The sequence below is a fragment of the Flectobacillus sp. BAB-3569 genome (assembly GCF_002270355.1).
GTDB classification, from domain to species: Bacteria; Bacteroidota; Bacteroidia; order Cytophagales; family Spirosomataceae; genus Flectobacillus; species Flectobacillus roseus.
In genome coordinates, this window is sequence record NZ_NJFZ01000019.1 from 28,322 (window position 1) to 52,650 (window position 24,329).

General features: G+C 38.3%; 15 protein-coding genes. 14 read left to right on the forward strand and 1 reads right to left on the reverse strand.

Annotation, left to right across the window (positions count from 1 at the left end; all coding sequences use genetic code 11):
- Positions 1 to 60: 60 nt before the first annotated feature.
- From BWI92_RS17635 to BWI92_RS17665, 7 genes are all read left to right on the forward strand, one after another.
- A complete protein-coding gene (locus tag BWI92_RS17635; RefSeq protein ID WP_095164912.1) occupies positions 61 to 906 on the forward strand; it encodes a sugar phosphate isomerase/epimerase in 846 nt (281 codons plus the stop codon).
- 374 nt (positions 907 to 1,280) lie between these two features.
- Positions 1,281 to 4,016: a hypothetical protein gene (locus BWI92_RS17640; RefSeq protein ID WP_095164915.1), complete on the forward strand. Its 2,736-nt coding sequence runs from the start codon at positions 1,281 to 1,283 to the stop codon at positions 4,014 to 4,016.
- Positions 4,017 to 4,099: 83 nt separating this feature from the next.
- Entirely contained in the window at positions 4,100 to 5,644 is a 1,545-nt protein-coding gene (locus BWI92_RS17645) for an MGH1-like glycoside hydrolase domain-containing protein (protein WP_141234825.1), read from the forward strand.
- Positions 5,645 to 5,794: 150 nt separating this feature from the next.
- Positions 5,795 to 7,375 (forward strand): sodium:solute symporter family transporter, encoded by a 1,581-nt coding sequence (locus BWI92_RS17650; RefSeq protein WP_095164919.1) that lies wholly within the window; start codon positions 5,795 to 5,797, stop codon positions 7,373 to 7,375.
- Between the two features lie 230 nt (positions 7,376 to 7,605).
- The gene (locus BWI92_RS17655) at positions 7,606 to 9,792 is read left to right on the forward strand and encodes a family 78 glycoside hydrolase catalytic domain (RefSeq protein ID WP_095164921.1); all 2,187 of its coding nucleotides are present in this window, start codon (positions 7,606 to 7,608) and stop codon (positions 9,790 to 9,792) included.
- A gap of 105 nt (positions 9,793 to 9,897) precedes the next feature.
- Positions 9,898 to 12,666, forward strand: coding sequence for a family 78 glycoside hydrolase catalytic domain (locus BWI92_RS17660; protein ID WP_095164923.1), 2,769 nt, complete (start codon positions 9,898 to 9,900; stop codon positions 12,664 to 12,666).
- Between the two features lie 175 nt (positions 12,667 to 12,841).
- Complete coding sequence (locus BWI92_RS17665) at positions 12,842 to 14,392, forward strand: glycoside hydrolase family 28 protein (RefSeq protein WP_095164925.1); 1,551 nt, start codon at positions 12,842 to 12,844, stop codon at positions 14,390 to 14,392.
- Between the two features lie 233 nt (positions 14,393 to 14,625).
- Here the strand turns inward: BWI92_RS17665 and BWI92_RS17670 are convergent, their stop codons facing one another.
- The gene (locus BWI92_RS17670) at positions 14,626 to 15,522 is read right to left on the reverse strand and encodes a M48 family metallopeptidase (protein ID WP_095164927.1); all 897 of its coding nucleotides are present in this window, start codon (positions 15,520 to 15,522) and stop codon (positions 14,626 to 14,628) included.
- 407 nt (positions 15,523 to 15,929) lie between these two features.
- Here BWI92_RS17670 and BWI92_RS17675 point away from each other — a divergent pair, with 407 nt between their 5' ends.
- The 7 genes from BWI92_RS17675 to BWI92_RS17705 all read left to right on the forward strand — a co-directional run bounded on the left by BWI92_RS17675 (position 15,930) and on the right by BWI92_RS17705 (position 24,311).
- Positions 15,930 to 16,430, forward strand: coding sequence for an antitoxin Xre/MbcA/ParS toxin-binding domain-containing protein (locus BWI92_RS17675; RefSeq protein ID WP_166550786.1), 501 nt, complete (start codon positions 15,930 to 15,932; stop codon positions 16,428 to 16,430).
- Positions 16,430 to 16,897: an RES family NAD+ phosphorylase gene (locus tag BWI92_RS17680; RefSeq protein WP_095164930.1), complete on the forward strand. Its 468-nt coding sequence runs from the start codon at positions 16,430 to 16,432 to the stop codon at positions 16,895 to 16,897. Before BWI92_RS17675 ends, BWI92_RS17680 begins: the two co-directional genes overlap by 1 nt.
- A gap of 497 nt (positions 16,898 to 17,394) precedes the next feature.
- Positions 17,395 to 18,318 (forward strand): PP2C family serine/threonine-protein phosphatase, encoded by a 924-nt coding sequence (locus tag BWI92_RS17685; protein ID WP_095164932.1) that lies wholly within the window; start codon positions 17,395 to 17,397, stop codon positions 18,316 to 18,318.
- 30 nt (positions 18,319 to 18,348) lie between these two features.
- Complete coding sequence (locus BWI92_RS17690; protein WP_095164935.1) at positions 18,349 to 19,992, forward strand: serine/threonine-protein kinase; 1,644 nt, start codon at positions 18,349 to 18,351, stop codon at positions 19,990 to 19,992.
- Between the two features lie 26 nt (positions 19,993 to 20,018).
- Positions 20,019 to 20,147 (forward strand): hypothetical protein, encoded by a 129-nt coding sequence (locus tag BWI92_RS28890; RefSeq protein ID WP_409024755.1) that lies wholly within the window; start codon positions 20,019 to 20,021, stop codon positions 20,145 to 20,147.
- Positions 20,148 to 20,209: 62 nt separating this feature from the next.
- Positions 20,210 to 22,189: a hypothetical protein gene (locus BWI92_RS17700; protein WP_095164939.1), complete on the forward strand. Its 1,980-nt coding sequence runs from the start codon at positions 20,210 to 20,212 to the stop codon at positions 22,187 to 22,189.
- 19 nt (positions 22,190 to 22,208) lie between these two features.
- Positions 22,209 to 24,311, forward strand: coding sequence for a hypothetical protein (locus BWI92_RS17705; protein ID WP_095164941.1), 2,103 nt, complete (start codon positions 22,209 to 22,211; stop codon positions 24,309 to 24,311).
- The last annotated feature ends 18 nt before the right edge of the window (positions 24,312 to 24,329 follow it).

A 24,329-nucleotide genomic window follows, 5' to 3' on the forward strand; every position in this document is an offset into this window, starting at 1 on the left:
TATTTTAGGCAAGGACAAAGGACAATTCACAACTCATCACTCACAATTCACAACTACTTTATGCGTTTTTTATTGATTTTATTAATGCTTGCTAGTCAAGGACTAGCACAAACGGCTCGCTATAAAGTGGGGCTGATTGACCTCATGTTGTTGAAGCGACAAAAGTTAGGAGCCATTACGCTTACGCAACAGATTGGCGCTGACGGACTTGAATTGGATATGGGTGGTTTGGGGAAAAGACCTACTTTTGAAAACCAACTCGCCAACGATTCTATTCGTCAGGTTTTTATGGATAAGGCCAAAGAATTAAAACTTGAAATATGCTCATTAGCCATGACAGGCTATTATGCTCAATCCTTTTGCGGTCGAGAAGAGTACCAACAATCTATTCGAGATTGTATCAAAACCATGAAAGCCATGAGTGTAAAAGTGGCATTTTTGCCTCTTGGCGTGCAATGTGACTTAAAAAAAGATCCATCTATTCGTGATTCGGTGGTTAGCAGATTAAAAATTGCTGGAAAAATGGCAGAAGAAGCAGGCGTAGTAATTGGTATTGAAACGGCCTTGAGTGCCAAAGAAGAAGTGGCCTTACTCAAGGAAATCGGTTCGCCGGCCATTCAGATTTATTTTAACTTTTCAAATCCTTTGAAAGAAGGTCGTGATTTATATAAAGAGTTAAAAATTTTAGGGAAAAACCGTATTTGCATGATTCATGCCACCAATAAGGATGGAGTTTGGCTAGAAAAAGACCCTGAAATAGATATGATTAAGGTCAAAAAGACTTTGGACAAAATGAAATGGTCGGGCTGGCTAATTATCGAACGCTCAAGAGATGCGAGCAAACCCAAAGATGTCAAAGGAAATTATAGCGCTAATACAGCTTATTTGAAAAAGATATTTCAATAGAAGTTTCGAATAGGGTGCTTAAGTCGCACCCTATTCGAAATTAAAGTTTGGGGAAATTACCATTCTGCCAAAAGATGACTTATTTTTAAATATAAAATATTGCGTCTTTACAGCAAATGTATCTATTGAAATAATCACTAAATAAAGGATAGCTCGTATTCTTTTAGCAATTTAGCAAGAACTCCCCCTATGCAAATATCCTATAATTTTCAGAGAAAATGGTAGATAGTCTGACCCTTCTAAGCATATACCTTTGTATGTGTTAAATCTGATTTATTCCGAAAAAAATGCAAGATTTATTGAGCATCACGCCAATATCATATCAAAATACCTTTCGGATTAATCATAAGCTCTCAGATTCAGGACTATAAGTTATGTACAAAATTTCACTGGTATTCTGTTGCCTCTTCCTATATGTATCCAATGTTTTGGCAAGTACTTTCTCTAAGGAAGGCGTGGCCAAAACGATTTATTTGCAAGTTCCTCAGCAAACTAATCCACGTATTGCCTATGGTGTCAACAAACTACAAGCGGTGCTCGAAAGCATTGGCTATAAAGTTTATACCAACTCCAATACTTCCAAACCCCAAATTTGGATTGGTACTCAGCAAGCCCTAAACAATAGCAATACTTTATCCAAAAAGGAAAGTTTTCGTTTATATAAATCTGCTCAAACTCCTTTACAAGTTATCGGTTTCGATGAATCGGGTGTGTTGTATGGTTGTTTGGAATTAGCTGAAAGAATTAAGCAGCAAAAAGCAGTTCCGCAAACCTTGGTGTATCAAGACCAACCCGAAATGGTACTTCGTGGCACTTGTGTAGGTATGCAAAAACCCACACTTTTACCTGACAGAGAAGTATATGAATATCCTTATACAGAAAAAGACTTCCCTTGGTTTTATGATAAAAAACTCTGGATTAGATACTTAGATATGATGGTCGAAAACCGTTATAACTCACTCTATATCTGGAACGGACATCCTTTTGCGTCCTTGGTTCGAGTAAAAGAATATCCTTATGCTGTAGAAGTTGACGATGCCACTTTTAAGAAAAATGAAGAAATGTATCGTTTCTTAACTGAAGAAGCAGACAAGAGAGGGATTTGGGTCATTCAGATGTTTTATAATATCATCGTGTCAAAGCCTTTTGCCGAGCATCACAAAATCAAAACCCAAGACCGTAATCGCCCGATTGTTCCATTGATAGCAGATTATACGCGTAAGTCTATTGCTGCTTTTGTAGAAAAATATCCTAATGTTGGTCTATTAATCACCTTGGGCGAAGCTATGGAAGGAGCAGGACAAGATGATGTTGATTGGTTTACTAAAACCATTATTCCTGGCGTGCAAGATGGACTAAAAGCTTTGGGTAAAACAACCGAACCGCCTATTGTGCTTCGTGCGCATGATACGGATGCGCCAAGGGTCATGAAGGAAGCCTTACCAATGTACAAAAATTTGTACACGATGGCAAAATACAATGGAGAAGCCCTAACTACCTATACACCAAGAGGTTCATGGGCTGAATTGCACCGTAAACTAAGCCAAATTGGTACAGTTCATATCGAAAATGTGCATCTTCTGTCAAATCTCGAACCATTTAGATATAGTTCGCCAGACTTTATCCAGAAGTGTGTGCAAGCCATGCACAACGTTTATGGCGCTAATGGACTGCATTTATACCCTCAAGCCTCTTACTGGGACTGGCCATACACCGCAGACAAAACGTCTGAAAGACTTTTGCAAATCGACCGCGATGCGATGTGGTACAAAACATGGGCAAGATATGCTTGGCGTGCCAATCGTCCTGCGATAGAAGAACAGCAGTTTTGGAAATCCTATCTCGGAAAAGAATATGGTTTAGCTACAAACCAAGCACAAGAAATTTTGGATGCCTACAACGAAACTGGAGAAATTGCACCCAAGCTTTTACGCAGATACGGTATCACCGATGGTAATCGTCAGACGCTAACCTTAGGAATGTTGATGACCCAATTGATTAATCCTTATCGTTATGGCTTATTTACGATGTTATACGAATCAGAAGCACCTGAAGGTGAGATGATTATTGAATATGCAGAGAAAGAATGGAAAGGTCAAAAACACATCGGAGAAACGCCTGTGCAGATAGCCGATGAAGTAGTAGTTCATGGCAGAAAAGCGCAGGAAGCCATTGATAAAATAGCACAAAATGTCACTAAAAATACGGCTGAATTCAAGCGTTTGCAAAATGATGTTCATTGCTACAATGCTATGGCGCAGTTTTTTTCAGAAAAGGTTTATGCCGCGCTAGACTTAGTTCGTTATAAATATTCAAATCAAATTAGTGATTTGGAAAAGGCTTTGCCACATCTAGAACGAAGCGTTGAGCATTATAGCAAACTGGTTGAATTGACAAAAGATACCTATTTGTACGCCAACAGTATGCAAACCAAACAGCGTAAAATTCCTATGCGTGGTGTCGATGCGACTTTCATTCACTGGAAAGAAATGTTACCCGTTTTCCAAAAAGAAGTAACTCGTTTATATACCGTTATCGATTCATTGAAGCAAAGTTCTGGTAAGGGCATCAAAGAAATCCAATATCTCAAACCAGCTCAGGTTCAACTCATAGATAATAGCTTAACAACCTATCCTTTAGCGAGTAACCAAAAAGTTTTTAGTGATACAAGCATTGTGATTCAAGGAATAGCACCAGAGTTAAAAAATCTTTCTGGTATTATCTTATCAAAAAAAGCACAGATTACTAAAGGCACAGAGATTACGTTCAAGACAGACAAACCTGTGAAAGTTTTGGTAGGCTATTTCAATGAAAAGATAGGGATTTATGATGCGAAGAAAAGTGATTTTCTGCCAAAACCTCAACTTGAAATTGATGCCAGCGCCAATAACTTCGGACAAGCTGAAAGTAAGATTACCAATGCAATGTTGCTAGGCGATTGGCCTCCTGTCAATATCCATACCTTCTCTTTCGAGGCGGGAACGCACACACTAAGCCTTGCCAAAGGAGTATGTTTAGTTCTTGGATTCGTAGATGGCTCACAAGAAATCAAAATCTTCGACGCAGGTTTTGCAGGTAATCAAAAAAATATAGACTGGACGGTAGAATAGTGATGAATGATGAGTTGTGAGTGATGAATGATTATTTTATTCATCACTCACAACTCATCATTCACAATTAAGAAATCATGTACATGAAAAAAATATTAAGCCTTTGGGGCTGTATTCTTCTGGGTTATGGGAGTGTGGCTCAGAAGAACGATTTTGTGGGAACCAAAACCTTAGCTTCGGCAGTTGAGCGATACAATGCGCTAGATAAAGAAGAAGCTGTAATTAATTATATCCCCAATGCACAATCTTACGAATGGTTGTCGCAGAATATTCCTTTGTTGGACTGCCCAGATTCATTGCTTCAAGAGATTTACTATTATCGTTGGTGGGCATTGCGAAAGCACCTCAAGCAAACACCCGACGGCTTTATTTTTACCGAGTTTATTACCAAAGTAAATCATGCTGGTAAACACAATGCCATCAGTAGTGCCTTGGGGCATCATATTTACGAAACTCGTTGGCTTCGTAATCAGCAATATACCGACGATTATATTCGCTTTTGGCTGTATGTCGACCCCAAGCATAATGTACAACGTTTCCATGCCTTTAGTAGCTGGATTGATGACGCTGTGTATCAACGTTATTTAGTCAATCTGGATAAATCTTTTTTAGAAAAAAACCTTCAGACGCTTGTTGCTGACTACAAAAAATGGGAGGAAGAACGCCAATTACCCAACGGAATGTTCTATCAATTTGATGTAAAAGATGCGATGGAAGAGTCTATTAGTGGGGGGAGAAAAGATAAAAATATTCGTCCGACCATCAATAGCTATATGTATGCCAATGCAAAATCTTTGGCCAAAATGGCAGAATTATTGGGCGATGCAAACACACAAAAGATTTTTACAGAAAAAGCCAATTTCCTCAGAAAAGCCGTTGAAGATACTTTATGGGACGATAAGGCCTTCTTTTTTAAGGTAAAATTAGAGAAAACAAAATCTTTCTCAGACGCTCGCGAGGCTATTGGTTTTATTCCTTGGTATTTTAATTTACCAGAAGATAAGCCCAATTATGCCAAACAATGGAGCCAGCTTGTCGATACTTTGGGTTTTAAAGCAAAATGGGGTATTACCACAGCTGAGCGTCGCCACCCTTTGTTTCGTACACATGGTTCAGGACATGGATGCGAATGGGACGGACCACTCTGGCCCTATGCTACTACACAGACGTTGAAGGCGCTGTCCAATTTGCTCAATAATTACAAACATAAAGGCAATATGACCCCTCAGATTTTTTATGACGAACTAAAGAAATATGCCTTTTCGCATCAAATGAACGGTAAACTTTATTTAGGTGAATATCAAGATGAGAAAAATGGGGAATGGCTCAAAGGCGACAATCCAAGAAGTAAGTTCTATAACCACTCCGCTTATGCAGATTTGATTATCAGCGATTTAATAGGATTAAAACCTCGTGAAGACCAAGTACTAGAAATCAGTCCTTTGATTTCTGGTAAACAATGGGCTTGGTTTTGTCTAGAAAATATTTCCTATCATGGAAAACTCATCACAATCCTTTGGGACGAAACTGGTAAAAAGTACAACAAAGGCAAAGGACTACAAGTTTTCGCCGATGGCAAAATCATTGGCAAGTCCAAGAAACTCAAAAAAGTAAGATTTAATATCTAGAAGCTGTAGGCTTTAAGCAATAGGCATTAGGCAAAATGTATCCTCGGTCAGTGTTCCTTTCGACACGAATTGAACTTTAAGCCTACGACATAAAGCTTAAAGCCTAAGGCAGAATTAATTTGTTTAATTACAAAACCCTAAACCCTAACTATGCTTTCACCTCTAGCAGAAAAACTCACTTGGCTTGATTATGCCATTGTGGGCATATATCTAATTGTATTGTTGGTTATTGGCTATCGTGCAAGTCGTCAAAAAAATACCGACGAAACGCTTTTTCTAGCCAATAAATCACTGGATTGGTACAGTATCGGTTTTAATATGTGGGGAACAAATGTGGGACCTTCCATGCTTTTGGCATTTGCGAGTATTGGTTATAGCACAGGTATTGTGGCAGTAAACTTTGAGTGGTATGCCTTTGTATTCTTGTTTTTGCTAGCCATTGTTTTTGCCCCAAAATACATTGCCTCGAAAGTATCCACTATGCCAGAGTTTATGGGTAAGCGTTATGGAGATTCTACCCAAAACATCTTAGCATGGTATGCCCTCATCAAAATTTTGATTTCTTGGTTATCGCTCGGTTTGTTTTCTGGAGGTTTTTTGGTTCGACAAATTTTAGGCGTTCCAATGGCTCCTGCGGTGATTGTGTTGGTGCTATTTGCGGGGCTCTTTGCCTATATGGGTGGGCTCAAGGCTATTGCAAAAGTAAATGTTTTCCAAATGATTCTTTTGATTGGAGTTTCTACTACGCTCACGATCTTAGGATTACAGAAAGTTGGAGGTATCTCAAATATGTATCAACAAGTGCCAGCAGATTTCTGGACTTTGATTCATCCTGCCAATGATACCAAATATCCTTGGCCAGCTATTTTGTTGGGTTATCCTGTTTCAGCAATTGCATTTTTCTGTACTGACCAAGCCATGGTACAATCAGTTTTAGGAGCAAGAACCCTCGAACAAGGTCAATTAGGAGTAAACTTCATCGCTTGGTTAAAAATCTTATCTCTACCGTTATTTATCTTGACAGGGGTTATTTGCCATATTCTATTTCCTAACCTAACAGACCCCTCAATGGCATATATGACCATGGTAACCAATTTGTTTCCTGCAGGATTAAATGGTTTAGTCATTGTTGTGTTGATTGCGGTATTGGTCGGAACGATTGGTTCGTCACTCAACTCACTGAGTACTGTTTTTACGATGGATGTTTATGTCAAAAAAATTAATCCAACGGCCAGTAACGAACAAATCATCAAAGTAGGTCGCTTGACGGTACTAGCAGGTTGCGTATTTGCCGTATTGATGGCATTGGCCATTGATTCTATTAAAGGACTCAATTTGTTCGATGTATTTCAGTCGGTTTTGGGCTTTATTGCACCACCACTTTCTGTAGTGTTCTTACTAACCGTTTTCTGGAAAGCCATGACACAAAAAGCCGTAAACGCCATTTTATCTTATGGCTCTGCCTTTAGTCTTGGCGTTGGGGTATTGTATTTATGGGTTTTTACGCCTGACAAATACAGTTTTTGGCCGCATTATCTCTTGTTATCCTTTTTCATTTTTGCCTTTTTGGCATTTGTCGCAGTGATTATTTCTATTACTGACAAAAAACCAGTTATCTATCTTTCTGAAAAAGAAGAATCTAGTCAAGAATTTAAACCAAGCACCAGAGTAATTACCCTTTGGACAGCCTTAGTGGTTGTGATGGTTTCGTTATATCTGTTTTTTAGTTAAAACAATCATTTTAAGTAATCGTGCAGAATAAGATTTAAGTTATGTGTTTAGGCACTAGGCAACAGGCACAAGGCACAGAGTGTTAATATATTTTTTATTACCCACAGTCATGCTTTTTTCCAAAACCCACCGCCGAAAGCTGTTACCTGAAAGCCCCAAGCATAATCTTAAATTTTATTTTGCCTACTAATTTAAAGCGAGCTTTTTCGCCCCCAAACCTCAATTCATACATGAAACGTTTTTTCTACAAAAGCCTTTTGCAGTCCCAACTCATCTTGGGACTTTGGTTGTTTAGTGCAGGAGTCGGTCTTGCACAACAAGCGACTTGGATTTGGTATCCAGGAGATTTTGAAATTTGGTTAGGCAATAAAATGCAAAACCGCCGTACTGAGCGTGGTGTTTTTTTTCCACCTTTCTGGAAATTGGACAGTCATTATAACTTGATTGATTTTCATAAATCATTCACACTCAATGCACCAGAAGAAGTTTCGATTTTTGTAGAAGGACAATATAATGTTAAAATTGATGGAAAAGCCATTATGGGCTATCCTAAAAAAATCACAATGCCCGCAGGGAAACATAAGTTGAGTTTGAAGGTGTTCTGCCAAGACCGTGTTCCTGCTATTTTTATTCAAGGAAAAAATGTGGTTTCTGACAACTCTTGGTTGGTGACTTTTGAGGATAAAGAATGGATTGACGAAACAGGAAAAGCTTCTGACCAATCGGGTACGACATGGCTCAATGCTGGCTCTTGGAATTTTAACACGCCAGCACAAGCGCCTTCCAAATTTAGCTTGGCCACCAAAGCACAAAAACCTGTAAAAGTGGAAACGCTAAAAGAGGGAACGATTATAGATTTTGGCAAGGAAACATTTGGTTTTGTTCAACTCAAAGGATTGAAAGGAATAGGGAAAGTTGAGATTTTTTATGGTGAATCCAAAGAAGAAGCATTGGATACAGAACATTGTGAAACGCTCGACCAACTCACTATCAATCAGGCTATTGCCAAAGATTCGACGATGGAATTGACGAAGGCTTTTCGATATATTTTTATCAAAAAATCGCCAGCCGTATCCTTCAAAGAGGTATCCATGTTGTATGAGTATATGCCTGAGAAAGAGCGCGGTAGCTTTCGCTGTTCAGACGAGCAAATTAATCAGATTTATGACGTAGCCAAATATACGTTTCAGCTCAATACGCGTGAGTTTTTCATAGATGGTATCAAACGTGACCGCTGGATTTGGTCGGGCGATGCCTACCAGAGTTATTTGATGAACTACTATTCATTCTTTGACTCGCCTGCCGTTACTCGGACGCTTTTGGCTTTGCGTGGAAAAGACCCTGTGACTAGCCATATTAACACTATTATGGATTACACATTCTATTGGTTTTTAGGTATTTACGACTACTATCTTTATACAGGAGATAAAACTTTTATCCAACAGTTTTATCCTCGAATGCAAACCTTGATGGAGTATTGTCTAAGTCGTCGTAACAAAGATGGTATGATGGAAGGGCTTTCGGGTGATTGGGTATTTATCGACTGGGCAGAAGGTTTGAGCAAAAAAGGAGCTGTAAGTTTTGAGCAGCTATTACTTACTCGTAGTCTAGAAACCATGACTCTCTGCGCCAATATTGCTGATGATACAAAAGGGGCTACTCGCTACAAACAAATAGGCGAAGAGCTCAAAGCGAAGTTTTTTAACACCTATTGGAATGAAAACAAACACGCTTTTGTGCATAGTCAAGTAGATGGAAAACAGACCGATAACGTAACCCGATATAGCAATATGTTTGCGATTTTCTTCAATTATTTGGATGATGCCAAAAAACAAGGAATCAAAAATCATGTTTTGTTAAATGATAAAATTCAAAAAATCACTACGCCATATATGCGTTTTTACGAATTGGAAGCGTTGTGTGCTTTAGGTGAACAAAAATTCGTTTTAGACGAAATGAAATCCTATTGGGGCGGTATGCTCAAACTTGGAGCGACCTCTTTCTGGGAAGAATATAATCCAGCAAAATCAGGAGCTGAGCATTACGCCATGTATGGTCGTCCGTTCGGAAAAAGTCTTTGTCACGCTTGGGGCGCAAGTCCTATTTATTTATTAGGAAAATACTATTTGGGCGTAAAACCCACAAGTCCTGCGTATGAGCAATACGACATTACGCCTGAGCTTGGTGGCTTAGCTTGGATGGAAGGAAGCGTTCCAACCCCAAAAGGTGATGTCAAATTGTATTGTAGCAAAGAATCTATCAAAATAACTGGTACCAATGATGGCGTTGGAAAACTTAAATTTAAAAGTCAAACTACCCCAACTTGCGCTCAAGGAACAATTCAATCCGTTGGAAATCAATGGTATGAGTTAAGCATTCCCAAAGGACAAATCATCGAAGTGAAGTATCAGCAGTAGAAAAGTGACAAAGGGAACAGGCACAAAGGCACACAGTATTTTCAGATTCAATTTACACTTTGCGCCTTTGTGCCTGTTCCCTCTATAACTTCAGATTCAATTTTTATGAAAAACCCTCCATTAAACTACAAAAACCTAAAATTCTTCTTTTTATGCTTACTTCAAATTTTGTGCTTGAGCTTTCAGAGCAATGCACAAAATTTGTCACTTTATGACTTGCGTTGCGAATATCTCAAAAACCCTATCGGCATTGATATTCGCAAACCACGCTTGAGTTGGAAAATTCAGTCGGGTGGGTATAACGTCAAGCAAACGTCTTATCAAATTCTAGTTGCTGATTCTCCAGAGCTATTACAACCCAACAAAGCCAATATTTGGGATTCTGGCAAAATCTCCTCAGATCAGTCTATCCAAGTTGAGTATGATGGTAAAACGCTGGAAGCCACACAAGTATATTACTGGAAAGTAAAGGTTTGGGATAATCAGGGTCGCTCCTCAGCTTGGAGTGAAGTGGCTACTTGGCAAATGGGACTTTTCACCGCAGGCGATTGGCGAAATGCCCAATGGATTGCCTACGAGCGTTTGGCAGATAGTTTGGTAAATATTTTACCAACCGACGGACAAAAAGATAAGATTCTCAAAAGCAATATCTTACCAATGTTTCGTAAAGATTTTACGGTAAAGAAAAAGGTTAAACGAGCAACCATGTTCATCTCAGGATTAGGACATTTTGAGTTGAGTTTAAATGGTAAAAAAGTAGGTGACAACTTTCTGGATGCAGGATGGACCAAGTACGACAAGCAAGTGCTATATGTAGGATTTGACTTAACAAAATCATTACAAGAAGGAAAAAACACCGTTGGGGTAATGCTTGGAAATGGCTTTTATTATATTCCGCCAGTTAAAGGACGCTATCGCAAACTCAAAGGAATGTTTGGTTTACCTAAAATGATTTGTCGCTTGAAAGTAGAATTTCAGGATGGTTCTGAACAAAATTTGTACACGGATAATTCGTGGAAAACCGCTCCAAGTCCGATCACCTTTTCGAGTATTTACGGAGGCGAAGACTATAATGCCAATCTGGAACAAAAAGGCTGGGATATGCCCAACTTTGATGAGAGTTTATGGCGAAATGCCATTGTGGTAGAAGGTTTGCCAAGGCTAAGTCCGCAATTGACCGAACCAGTCAAAATCATGGAATCTTTTAAGCCCATTCAACAAAAACAAGTTGGCTCAGGCGATTGGGTATTTGATTTAGGGCAAAATGCTTCTGGTATTATCGAACTAAAAGTCAAAGGGAACAAGGGTGATACAGTTTGGGTACGACCTTCGGAATTACTCAATGCCGATGGCACTGTCAACCAAAAAGCTTCAGGGAGTCCCTATATCTTTAGTTATGTGCTCAAAGGCGAAGGCATCGAAACATGGCAACCACGCTTTAGTTATTATGGTTTTCGATATTTGCAAGTAAAAGGTGCAAAGCCAGAACCTAACGCTAAAACACAGATAATCAGCATAAAAGGATTGCATATTCGTAATTCTGCCTCGACTATCGGACAGTTTGCTAGCTCAGATACACTTTTCAACCAAACGCATCAGCTTATTGATTGGGCGATTAAAAGCAATATGACGTCGGTATTTACCGATTGTCCACATCGTGAAAAACTGGGTTGGCTAGAGCAAGTACATTTGATGGGTTCTTCGGTTCGCTATCGCTATGATGTAGCTCCAATGTTCAAAAAGGCGGTTAAAGATATGCAGTTATCGCAACTTTCTAACGGCTTAATTCCTGAGATTGCACCCGAATATGTCAAGTTTGAATGGGGTGGCGATATGTTCCGTGACTCGCCAGAATGGGGCAGTAGCAGCATTATTGTTCCCTACTATATGTACCTCTGGTATGGCGATACCCGTGTGCTGGACGAAGCGTATCCTATGATACAACGCTATTTGAAATACCTCGCCAGCAAAGCTCAAAACCATATTCTTTCACAAGGCTTAGGCGATTGGTATGATTTAGGGCCAAAACCTCCGGGGGTATCCCAACTTACCCCTATGGGTGTAACAGGTACAGCGATTTACTATTACGATTTACAAATTGCTGAAAAAATTGCTAAAATCTTAGGTCATGGCGACGATGCGCAGGAATATGCAGATATGGCCGAAGAAGTCAAAAAAGCCTTTAATCAAACTTTTTACCAATCAGAAACACAGCAATATGCCTCAGGAAGCCAGACGGCAAATGCCATGGCTTTGTTTATGAATTTGGTTGAGCCGGAAAATCGTAAAGCCGTTTTGCAACATTTGATTGATGACATTCAAACACGTAACTATGCCCTGACAGCTGGTGATATTGGCTACCGATATGTTTTGCGAGTATTAGAATCAGAAGGACGCTCCGACATTATTTATGCCATGAATAATCGCTCTGATGTGCCAGGCTATGGCTATCAGCTCAAAAAAGGGGCTACCGCCCTTACAGAATCTTGGCAAGCTGGTGGTAATTCTCATAACCATTTTATGCTTGGGCATTTGATGGAATGGTTGTATAGTGGTTTGGCTGGTATTCGTCAAAGCGAAAGAGATGTTGCTTTTAAGGAAATCATCGTAGCCCCAGAAGTCGTAGGCAACCTCACACAAGCTGAGGGAAGTTATGAATCTCCTCATGGAAAAATAAGTACACTTTGGAAAAAAACCAGCAAACGCTTTACCCTAAACGTAAGCGTTCCTGTCAACACAAATGCTAAAATTTTAGTAGATCAACATTTAGGAAAAACTATTAAACAAAATGGTAAAATCATTCCCGCCGAAAAGCAAGGCAATAAATATTTGATTTCGGTGGGTTCAGGAAATTACCTTTTTGAACTGTATTAATTCTTCTATCCCGTAAAAACGTAAGGCATTGGGGTTTTAGCAAATTTTATATCTACGAATAATAGAAAAGGTTCTATTAACAATATATCTGTAGCTTTTTCAATGGTATCCATCTGATTATGAGTGCAATCTTTTAACAGATATACTATTAACGAATAACTTATTTTTGAAAAACATGAAAAAAAATATCAGTCTTACACTTCTCTTATTGGCGCTAGGTATCAGCGTGCAAGCGCAGGTATATTTGAATGTATTGAAATTTGGCGTCAAAAATGATAGCTCCAAACTCGCAACAGAAGGAATCAAAAAAGCGATTGCCACTGCGGTCAAACAAGGGGGAGGAACCATCTATTTCCCCGCAGGAAAATATAAAACTGGTCCTATCGAACTCAAAAGCAATATTACTATCTTCATCGATGCTGGTGCTGAGTTACATTTTACCGATGATTTTGACGCCTATCTCCCAATGGTTCCTTCTCGCTGGGAAGGCACAGATGTCGTTAATTTTTCGCCCCTCTTCTATGCCTATAAGGCCGAAAATATTGCCATTAAGGGAAGAGGCTTGGTTGACGGGCAAGGCAAAAAATGGTGGGCTTACTCAGAAGTTCATGTCAAAAACATTCCCACTTCTAAATGGCAAGAGGAGTTCAAAAGACTTAACAAAGATGTATTAGCGCCTGACCTTCCAGGCTGGATAGAGAAAGGTTTTTTGCGTCCTCCTTTTATTCAACCCATGTTTTGTAAAAATGTACAAATTGAAGGAATCACGATACGAAATTCCCCTTTCTGGACCGTCAACCCTGAGTTTTGCGACAATGTAACCATTCATGGTGTGACCATCGAAAACCCTCATTCTCCCAATACAGACGGCATCAACCCCGAATCTTGTAGCAATGTGCATATTTCCAATTGCCATATTAGCGTTGGAGATGACTGCATTACCATCAAATCAGGAAAAGACCGTTCGGGACGCAAAAGAAATATCCCTGCTGAAAATTATACCATTACTAACTGCACAATGCTGTCGGGACATGGAGGTGTTGTAATTGGTAGTGAAATGTCGGGTGGTGTGAAAAAAATTGTGATTTCCAACTGCATTTTCGATGGTACAGACAGAGGAATTCGTATCAAAACTGCACGCGGTCGTGGTGGTGTAGTTGAGGATATTCGTGTAGACAATATCGTGATGAAAAACATCAAAGAACAGGCTATTGTACTCGATATGCAATATGCCAAAACGACGGTTGAGCCCATTTCTGAACGCACTCCTATTTTCCGTAATATTCATTTTAGCAATATCACCGCACAAGGAAATCAAGCAGGCTATCTAAATGGACTTGAAGAATTGCCCATAGAAGACATCAGTTTTCAAGACCTCAATTTTGATACTCAATCAGGTTTTGTCATTAAAAACTCCAAAAATATCCAGTTTGACAACGTGCGTGTCAATACCGAAAGAGGGGCTGTCATCAAAGCCGAAAACAGTCAGCTAATCAGCATCAAACAAGTATTGACGAATAAGCCTCATGTGGGAGTTCCCATCTTGGATTTCAGCAACTTACAACAAGTTTCTATCCAAGGAAATATCCCTTTAGTGCCGTACGATATATACTTAAAAGTTTCAGGAGAAAAGTCAGCTAATTATTTGATGGGAGATAACAATTTCAAAAATGTCAAAACCCCTATCCAAACAAGCCCAGAAGTTCCTGCAGGGATTAATCCGTAAATTGTTGCATTGTAGAGACGTAACATGTTACGTCTACAAATGATTGTCAAAATTGAAACCTGATTGATAGACGTAGCGGTGCTACGTCTCTACGATATTTTCTGGTGCTGGATTCACACCCAGTACCTATTTTTTCCAAAGATTCCAATCCCTACCGTAGAGACGTTACATGTAACGTCTCCACATGATTATCTAATTGAAACCTGATTGCTAGACATAGCACTGCTACGTCTCTACGATGCTGGTGCTGGCAGGACTTGAAACTGAATATTAGCCAATCGTTTTTCGATACTAGGGTGCGTCATACTTCCTTCGTCTACAATATGTTCTGTCAGTTCAGAGAGTTTTAGAAGAGCATTTCCCATCGCCTGATTTGAAGTATGCTGTGCTCCATATTGATCAGCCTGATATTCTGCAGAATGACTTATTTTGGAGAATATAATTACATAAAACAAACCTATCAAACATCCGTACCAAAAGATCAGATTACCTTCATTAAATGAAGGATAAAATTGATGCACTAAATCGAAGAAAGGTTGTCTGAAACATCCCAAAAGAATACATTGTAAAACCACGACAAAATAAAACTTTATCAAATCGTAGTGCTTATGATGCCCTACCTCATGATACAAGATTGCCTCTCGTTCTTCTTGTGTTAGCTTTTCCATCAAACCTCGTCCCATCACTATCACTCTATTTTGTGGCAAAAAGCCTGTAGCAAAGGCATTGATAGTATCATTATTGGTGATATATACCGAGACTTTTTTCTGGAGATTCTCAGATAACGTTGCTGAATATTCGGGACTAAATGTTAGCCTACACTTATCGTATTTAAGAACGAATGGATGTACAAGAAAAAAGTATCCATTCATGATAAGTACAGCAATGATGAATAGAGGAGCTTTTGCAATAGTCCAATCTCCCTCAAACCATTCAGATAGTTTTGCTAAATAGGTGAATACAAATAGATAAATTGTTGCAAATAAATAATCTCGAAAAGTAAAAAATAGCAATTTACGAATAATGCTTAATTGCTTCTTGCGCAGAAAAAGATAGGGAAACAGGGTGACAAACAACTGAATGAGAGCCAAACCAAGTGTGAGCTCTAGGGCAGAAAGTAGTGTTTTCATTTGTAATAAGTGTTTAAATAATTTTGTCTGGAAATGTATAAATTATTTCTGAATACCTTTCTATTTAATCTCCAATAAATTTTATTTCTCGCTGGTGCTGGATTCCAATCCCTACCGTAGAGACGTTACATGTAACGTCTACAAATGATTGCCAAGGTCTAAACCTAATTGATAGACGTAGCGGTGCTACGTCTCTACGTAATTTGCTGGTGCTGGATTCCTATCCTTACCGTAGAGACGTTACATGTAACGTCTACAACTGATTGTCAAAATAGAAACCTGATTGCTAGACGTAGCCGTGCTACGTCTCTACGATGGATACACAGATAATTATCTTATTTTTAGGAACAAAGAAACTTTTTACTATAGCATATTTGTTGTACATTAGTAACAAATATGTTATAACTATGGAAAAGTCAAGCATAAAAACAGGACGTTTTGACCCAAAACTCAGCATTAAACGTGCTCGTGAACAGAAAAAAGTCACCCTTGGGTCAACATTGGTAACCCCCACGCATACCTACACATGGAGTTCAAGCATGGAACGCTTAAACATTCTCCGTGAAGGGATTCCTTATGAGTCAATCGAAGTATTGAGTCAGCGCATCAATACCTCTGTCAAAGATATTTTGCAGTTGATTGATATGCCTCAAACTACCTACAATAAGAAAAAACGAGAGCAAGCGCTCCTAACAGGTCGTGATAGCGAAATTGTTTTGTTGTCTATTGAACTGCTCGATTATGGTATTGAGGTATTTAATCAGGAAGAAGACAAGTTTCAGCGTTGGCTTAAGAAAAGTAATATTGCGCTTGGCGGTGTTACCCCCGAAAGTTTACTAGACTCTACCACAGGTATTCAAGAAGTGATGAATTGCCTCAACCGACTTGAATACGGAAATTTAGCTTAATGAAAGTTTATAGAATCGAACGAGAAAAGTATCTGTCCACCACGCTACAGGGGATTGGAGCAGCGCTTAGTAAAGGTTTTCGTTGGAATAGTCAAAATACCTATTTGGTTTATACCGCCGCTACTCGCGCATTGGCAATGCTCGAAGTAGCCGTTCACCTCGATTTGAGTGAGGATTTACCCAATGATCGGTATTATGTAGAAATAGACATTCCCGACGATATAACTATTTTAGAATTAGCCAATGAAGATTTGCCTGAACAATGGGATGCAAAACCTCCATTGTTGGAAACCCAGTACATAGGCGACGATTTTGTTAGAAGCAATAGTGCTGCTGTACTCAAAGTACCAAGTAGCATTGTGCCACCAGAATATAATTACCTTATCAATCCCAATCATCCTGAAGCTGCCAAAATCAAAGTAATTTCAACGCAGAAACTCGCTTTTGATAAACGACTTAGGGGGTAAAGCTAAATATGTTTATTTATAAAAAGGCTAAAGAACTTTTTATAAATAAACATATCTCTATAAAGTTTTATCCTATACCCAATCATACTTACTTCTAAGTGTCACCTATCACTAACGTTTACATAACACTAAGAAATCACCATTCTTGTATTATGAAATGATTCATCAAAAAGATGATAAACTTCCATCTAACTCCCTTGATTACTCCGTTCGAAATGTTCTCTATGCGAAGACTTCTTATTTCATCATTTACCGAAAAATAAAAAAAATCCCCGTACAAAGCCTTCACCCATAAATCAAACAACTGAATATCAATTATTTATATTAAATCAAAAGCGATTACCGAAAAATAAAAAAAAAGGAAGTTAAATATATTTCTGTCTATCGACTAATACATTTATCTCGTCAAAACTATTTGAACGATTGTAGAACCCGTACTCATTTTCAACTAATGTTATATAAAAACAAGAAATGTTTAACAACCCAATACTCACAAAATGATAAAAATATCTCGGGTATATAGTCTCTTGAAGCAAGGAAAAAGAAGCAATTTGGAAGATTATATATATCCCTCTTCGCCCCAATTAGGAAAAATATTCAGCAGAATATATATCGTTTGTGATGGCGTAGGCGGTGAGACTAAAGGAGAAATCGCAAGTAAATTGGTAGCTGAGACATTTGGAGAGATGTTATCCTCAATGAGTAACATTACAAGAGAGGATATTATAAATGTACTTGAAAAAGCAACTTTAAGGATTAAGGAGTATATCGATGTTAATCCCGAGGCTATTAATATGAGTACGACGCTTACGATGGCTGTTATCAACTCCAATGAGATATTACTTGCATGGTGTGGAGATAGTAAAATTATACATTTTAACGCAAAAGAGATAAAATGGAAGAGTTTAGACCATAGTCTCGTACAACATTTAATAAATATAAATGAAATATCAATTGAAGAAGCAAAGAAACATCCTCAACGAAATGTCATAACAAGATGTGTTAATAAAGATACTCAAAAAGAGGATTTAGATTTTCAAGTCATTTCAAAAATTGAAAATGGCGATTATTTGATGTTAGCAACAGATGGTATCTTCGAGTACATGGAGATAAGTAATTTACCACATATTGCTCAAGACAAACAAGTAGATAAAAGTGAACTAATTGATGCATACTGCTCACACGAAACGAGAGATAACTACTCCATGTATCTGCTATCAATTAATAAGCCTAAAAATCCAAAACTTCTCAAGACTTTACTCTTACTAATTTCTATTATGTTGCTAGCAGGGGTACTAAGCTGGCACGTAGATCGTGCTCCTAAAAGGAAGAAGCAACTGCCTACGCTAGGTATTGCGAAGCAAGCCACTGCACAAATACCTATAATCATAGAAAATGACACTAATAAAACCCTAAAATAAATCACTTGGTGCGTATACAACTACAAAAATATGGATTTTAAAAGTAGATATATCTATAATCTAAAAGAAGACTTAATTGGTAAGGGAGGTTTTGCCAGAGTATACAAAGCGCAAGATACACTCCTCGACCGATCTGTAGCCATCAAGGTTTTTAACAAATCAAATAATGGCTACTACACTGTACTTGAGGAGATTAAAAAGGTAATAAAATATGAACATCCTAATCTAATAAGATATTATGATGTAGCATTGTTAGATAATACCAATGCTTTTGGAGAACGTGAAGAACTTCAGATCGGTATTATGGAGTTAGCTAATGCAGGTGATTTAAAGACTTTTGTTCTTGAAAATCCTCAATCGCCTCTAATCCTTGATCTACTCAAACAAGTATTACTAGGTCTAGGGTTTCTTCACAAAAAAGGTATTATTCATCGTGATCTAAAACCTCAAAATATATTATTAGTAAAGGAAGGAGACTGCCTAACTGCTAAGATATCAGACTTTGGAATTAGTCGTAACGTAGAGGCTAATACTAATAGTGCATCATTGACTATTGGAACAATAGAGTACATGGCTCCTGAACAGTTTAACCCTGCACGATATGGGATAAATGGTAAGATATCTACTAATGTGGACATTTGGAGCTTCGGGATAATGTTATATGAATTACTTGTAGCAGAACCGCCTTTCGGTCAAAGGGGTGGTAGTACCACTGCAGAACAAATCATGAACTCTATCCTTACAGCCCAGCTTCCCCCAAAAATTGACTCAATCAAAGAACCATTTAAGAGTATAATAAAAAAATGTTTGATAGCAGATGCAAATCTAAGAATTCGATATGCAGAAGATCTCCTTCCTTTCTTCAATGGCAATAGTTTTAGTGCTTCAAGGTTAGATGAAACCGATACTTTGATGCTGCATAAAGGTAACAATAAAATTGCACCAGTAGTCAATGATGAAACTGAAACACAAATTTTATCACCCCTTATCAATAGCCAAGATACCATTACATTACCAATTTCAATAAAGTCAGATGCAACACAAATCCTTGGAGAAAAAACTTTTCAGACTAATAAGCAACCCAAAAATATTATCAAAGATAAAGTAGCAGGTGCTCATACAAAAGAAAAATTAGCCTCCCAAAGCATTAGTAAAGCATCCCCAAAAAAACCATCAATCTTAAATCTAAGTAAGGTTCAAAAACTAATAGGTGTAATAGTAGGTCTAAGCATCGCAAGTATTCTCTTTTATTATATTTTCCAACCTGAAAATATTCACGAAAAAGCACAGCTATTGGCACATGAAAAACGTTACGATGAGGCTATACTGCTATTAAAGCAACATCAAAACGATAAAGCACAATCCGCTAATAACCGTATTCTTGAACAACTATATCTTGCAAAAGGAGATACAATGAATGCCTTTCTACTCATGCAAAAATCATTTGCCAAAAGTGACTTTCAAAATGCGTATTTGCTAGGTCAATTATACTACTCGGGAAAGTTCACTAAACAGGATTTCAGCATGGCTAAAAAAGTATTTGAGAAAATAGAAAAAGATGATAGAGCACAAACGATGCTAGGGAATCTCTATTTTATGGGTCTTGGAGTTAAAAAAACTATTCCAAAGCCATCCCATATTATCAGAGAGCATCTAAACAAGGTAATTCTGTAGCGATGTACTCTCTAGGGTTAGCTTATATGAATGGCGCTGGGATTAATCAAGATCAACAGAAGGCACTTGATTTGTTTTATAAAGTAATTCAGAAAAACGACAATGCAGACGCTTCAAATGCAGCGAAAGCTGCAATACTTAGTTTAAATAAGTAAGTATTAGTGCTGAATTATCATGATTATTGGCACCAATAGCTCAAACTGCAAATTATCCTACCATGGCAATGACAGAAAATCAGATATTTGAAGAGCTCACTCTCATTCTTAACCAATCAATTAGTGTACGTGATAGGATTAATGCAATTCTCGCACAGCAAAGTCATGTTCTAGAAACTATCACCATGCAAGAAAATAGCCTCAACACTTATTTAATTGAGGCTAAGAGTAGTTCAGACATTGCCCGGCAGTCAGCATTAGATGCTAAAAGTGATGGGCAAATCATAGAACAAATTAAGCAAGAAGCCTCTGCTGACTCACAACAAATTGAACAGTTCAAAAACGATGTTAGAGCAGATGCTTTAGAAGTAGAACAAGCAAAAAATCAAGCAAAAGCTGATGCTCTAGAGGTAGAACAAGTCAAGAATCAAGCGAAAGCTGATGCGCAAGAAGCTGAGCAAGCAAAAAATCAAGCGAAGGCGGATGCGCAAGAAGCCGAACAAGCAAAAAATCAGGTAAAAGCCGATGCGCAAGAAGCTGAACAAGCAAAAAATCAGGCAAAAACCGACGCACAAGAAGCTGAACAAGCGAAAAATCAGATAAAGGCAGATGCTCAGGAAGCTGAACAAGCCAAGAATCAAGCGAAGGCCGATGCACAAGAAGCTGAACAAGCAAAAAGTCAGGCAAAAGCTGATGCGCAAGAAGCTGAACAAGCAAAAAATCAAGCGAAAGCTGATGCGCAAGAAACTGAGCAAGCAAAAAATCAAACAAAAGCTGACGCACAGGAGGCTGAACAAGCAAAAAATCAAGCAAAGGCGGATGCACAAGAAACTGAACAAGTAAAAAATCAAGCAAAGGCGGATGCGCAAGAAACTGAACAAGCGAAAAATGATGCAAAAAGTGACGCGCAAGAAACTGAACAAATAAAAAATCAAGCAAAATCGGATGCGCAGGAGATAGACTCAATTAAAGAACAAGCAAAGGCGGATGCTCAGGAAGCTGAACAAGCGAAAAATGATGCCAAAAGTGACGCGCAGGAAGCAGAGCAAGCAAAAAACCAAGCAAAGGCTGATGCTCAGGAAGCTGAACAAGCAAAAAACCAGGCAAAAAATGATGCCCAGGAAGCAGAGCAGGCAAAAAATGATGCGAAAAATGACGCGCAAGAAGCTGAACAGGCAAAGAATGATGCGAAAAATGATGCGCAAGAAGCCGAACAGGCAAAAAATGATGCGAAAAATGATGCTATAGAAGCTGAGCAAGCAAAAAATCAAGCTAAAGCTGATGAGCAAGAGACAGAACAAGCCAAGAATGAGGCAAAGGCTGATGCGCAAGAAGTTGAACAGGCAAAAAATGAAGCACGTGCCGATGCACAAGAGGCTGAAAATTTAAAGAATGAAGCAAAAAATGATGCAAATGCAATTGAACAACTAAAACTTGAAACTAAAGCTGATGCACAAGAAGCTGAACAGGCAAAAAATGACGCTAAGTCAGATGCAACAGAAATAGAACAAATAAAAAGTGACGTTAAGGCAGATGCACAGGAGACAGAACAAGCAAAAAATGATGCTAAAGCCGATGCTCAAGAGGCAGAACAAGCAAAAAATCAAGCTAAAGAGGATGCAAATTTAACAGATAGTGCTCGCCAAGCTGCTGAAGATGATGCAAAATCAGCAGAAAAGGCTCGTCAAGATGCTCAAACAGATGCTACTTCCACTGAAAATGCAAAAAAACAAGCTGAAGCTGATGCCACAGAAACTGAAAATATGAAAGTACAATCACAACAAGATGCAGCGGAAGCTGAAACAGCTAAAGAGCAAGCAAGATCGTATGCTCAGCAGGCGCTAAGCTATTCCGAAGCTACCTTGATGCACAAAAACTCAGCAACAAGTTTATTAGCTACCATTGAGGCAGATGGAAACTTAGTAAAAAACCATCTTAATACCATAGACAGTCTTGAGGATGCGGTTAGAAGGATGTCTCTCATGGCAGCACAGTATCGCGATAGCGCCCATCATTGTGCAAATATGGCATGTCATTATTAACCGTCATTTCTCCAAAAGAATGGATATAGCAAGCTTACTAACAAAAGCACAAGAAACATATCAACAGTTAGTGGATATTGAGGATTTCTTGTCAAAGCAAAAGTCTGATTTCAAGCCGAAAGACATGAACCTACTGTTAGGGCAACTTAAGCAGTATAGTATTGTCGCTAAAGATTTTGCTCAAAATACAGAAATGTTAAAGCAGGAGTCGTTGGCAGATGCACAACAAATTGAAATTGCTAAGCAAATATGTACTGCAGCTAGACAAGAAACTGAATCTGCCAAAAGTCAAGCAATGGCAGATGTAATAGAGACGGAGGAATTAAAAAATCTCGCAAAGTCTAATGGAGTCGATATTGATGCTCAGAAAAATAATACTTTGAGTGATGCTACAGAAGCTGAAATACTAAAAACAACCTCAATTGCCTACGTTCAAGAATCCGAACAAGCTAAAAATCTGGCGGTTGAAAGTGCTCATGAAACAGAATTTTCCAAGAATTCTACTTTGTCTGACGTACAAGAATCTGAGCAATTGAAGAACGTAATATCTGCTCATGTCCAAGAAGTTGAACAAATCAAAACTCAAATATTAAGCGAAGTACAAGAGGTTGAACAAATCAAAAATATTACAAAAAACGAAGCTACAGAATCTGAAAATGCGAAAAATGACGCCAATGCGAGTAAAATAGAAAGTGAAGAATTTAAAAACCTAGCACTTTCAACAACTCAAGAAACTGAGCTCCTAATAAATGCAGCAAAATCAGATACGCAAGAAATTGAAATATTGAAAAACTCTGCAAAATCAGATCAACAGGAAAGTGAAAAAGCAAAAAATGATACCAGAAATGAGGCGCAGGAAACAGAACAAATTAAGAATACTTCAAAATCTGATGCAAATGCTGTACAACAAGCAAAAACTATAGCTAAAGAAAGTGCTCAAGAAGTCGATTTAGTAAAGAATCAAGCAAAATCTCATGCTCAAGAAACTGAGCAAGCGAAAAATGAGGCAATCAGTGACGCGAATGAATGTGAACAAAATAAGATAGTTGCCAAAAATAAGGCTACCGAATCTGAACAAGCTAAAAATGAGGCTAAAAGCAACATGTTAGCAGCAGAACAAGCTAAAAATGAAGCTCATGGAAATGCTTCTCAAACTGAACAGGCAAAAAACGAAGCAAAAAACGAAGCAAAAGAAGCTGATTTAGCAAAAACCAATGCAAAAGAACGTGCACAGGAAGCTGAACAACTCAAATCATTAGCTAAAAGTCATGCTAATGAGAGCAACTCGGCCAAGAATCAAGCTAAAGATGATGCCAAAGAAACAGAACTTATCAAAAATAATGCTAAAGCACATTTTGCTGAAATAAAACAAGTTAAAGGTGAGGTATTCAGTGATGTTACACAAATAGAACAAGAAAAAAATATTGTAAAATCACTAGCTCAAGAAATAGATACAATCAAGTCGGAAGCATTAAGTGATAGTAAAGAAACAGAACAACTGAAAAATCAAGCAAAATCATTGGCATCTGAAACAGAACAGCTGAAAAATGATGCTAATGCAGACAAGCAAGATGTTGAAACGAACAAAACAATAACTCTGGCACTTGCAAAAGAAATAGAAAATATAAAACAAGAGACCCTAAACGATGCTCAAGAAACCAATCAGATAAGAAGCGCCGCCCAAACTTTTGCTTCAATGGCAGAACAATCAAAGTTCTCAGCAGCGAATGATAGCACACAAGCTTCCAAAGCTAAAGAAAGTGCTGAATCTGATGCAAGCGAGACTGAAAGTTTTAAGAATAAAGCTCAAACTGCAGCAAAGGAAACAGAGCTCTCTAAAAGAAATACTCAACTAGACGCCCAAGAAACAGATGGGTTTGCAAATGATGCATCAAGTCAAATGTTAAATGCAGAACATCTTAAAAATGAAATAGAACAGCTTCAAAAGCACTCATCAGAGCTAGATGCTCGAGCATATCAGCATGTACAACAAGCAACCTCAATACAAATGAGTGCTCAAATTCAACTAGACGATTCTGAAAACTCAATGCACATTGCCCAAGAAGAAGCTCAGCGTGCTCGCGAGTGTAGAATCAGAAGAGCTTCCCTATGGAATTTTTAACCATGAATATTAAAATCA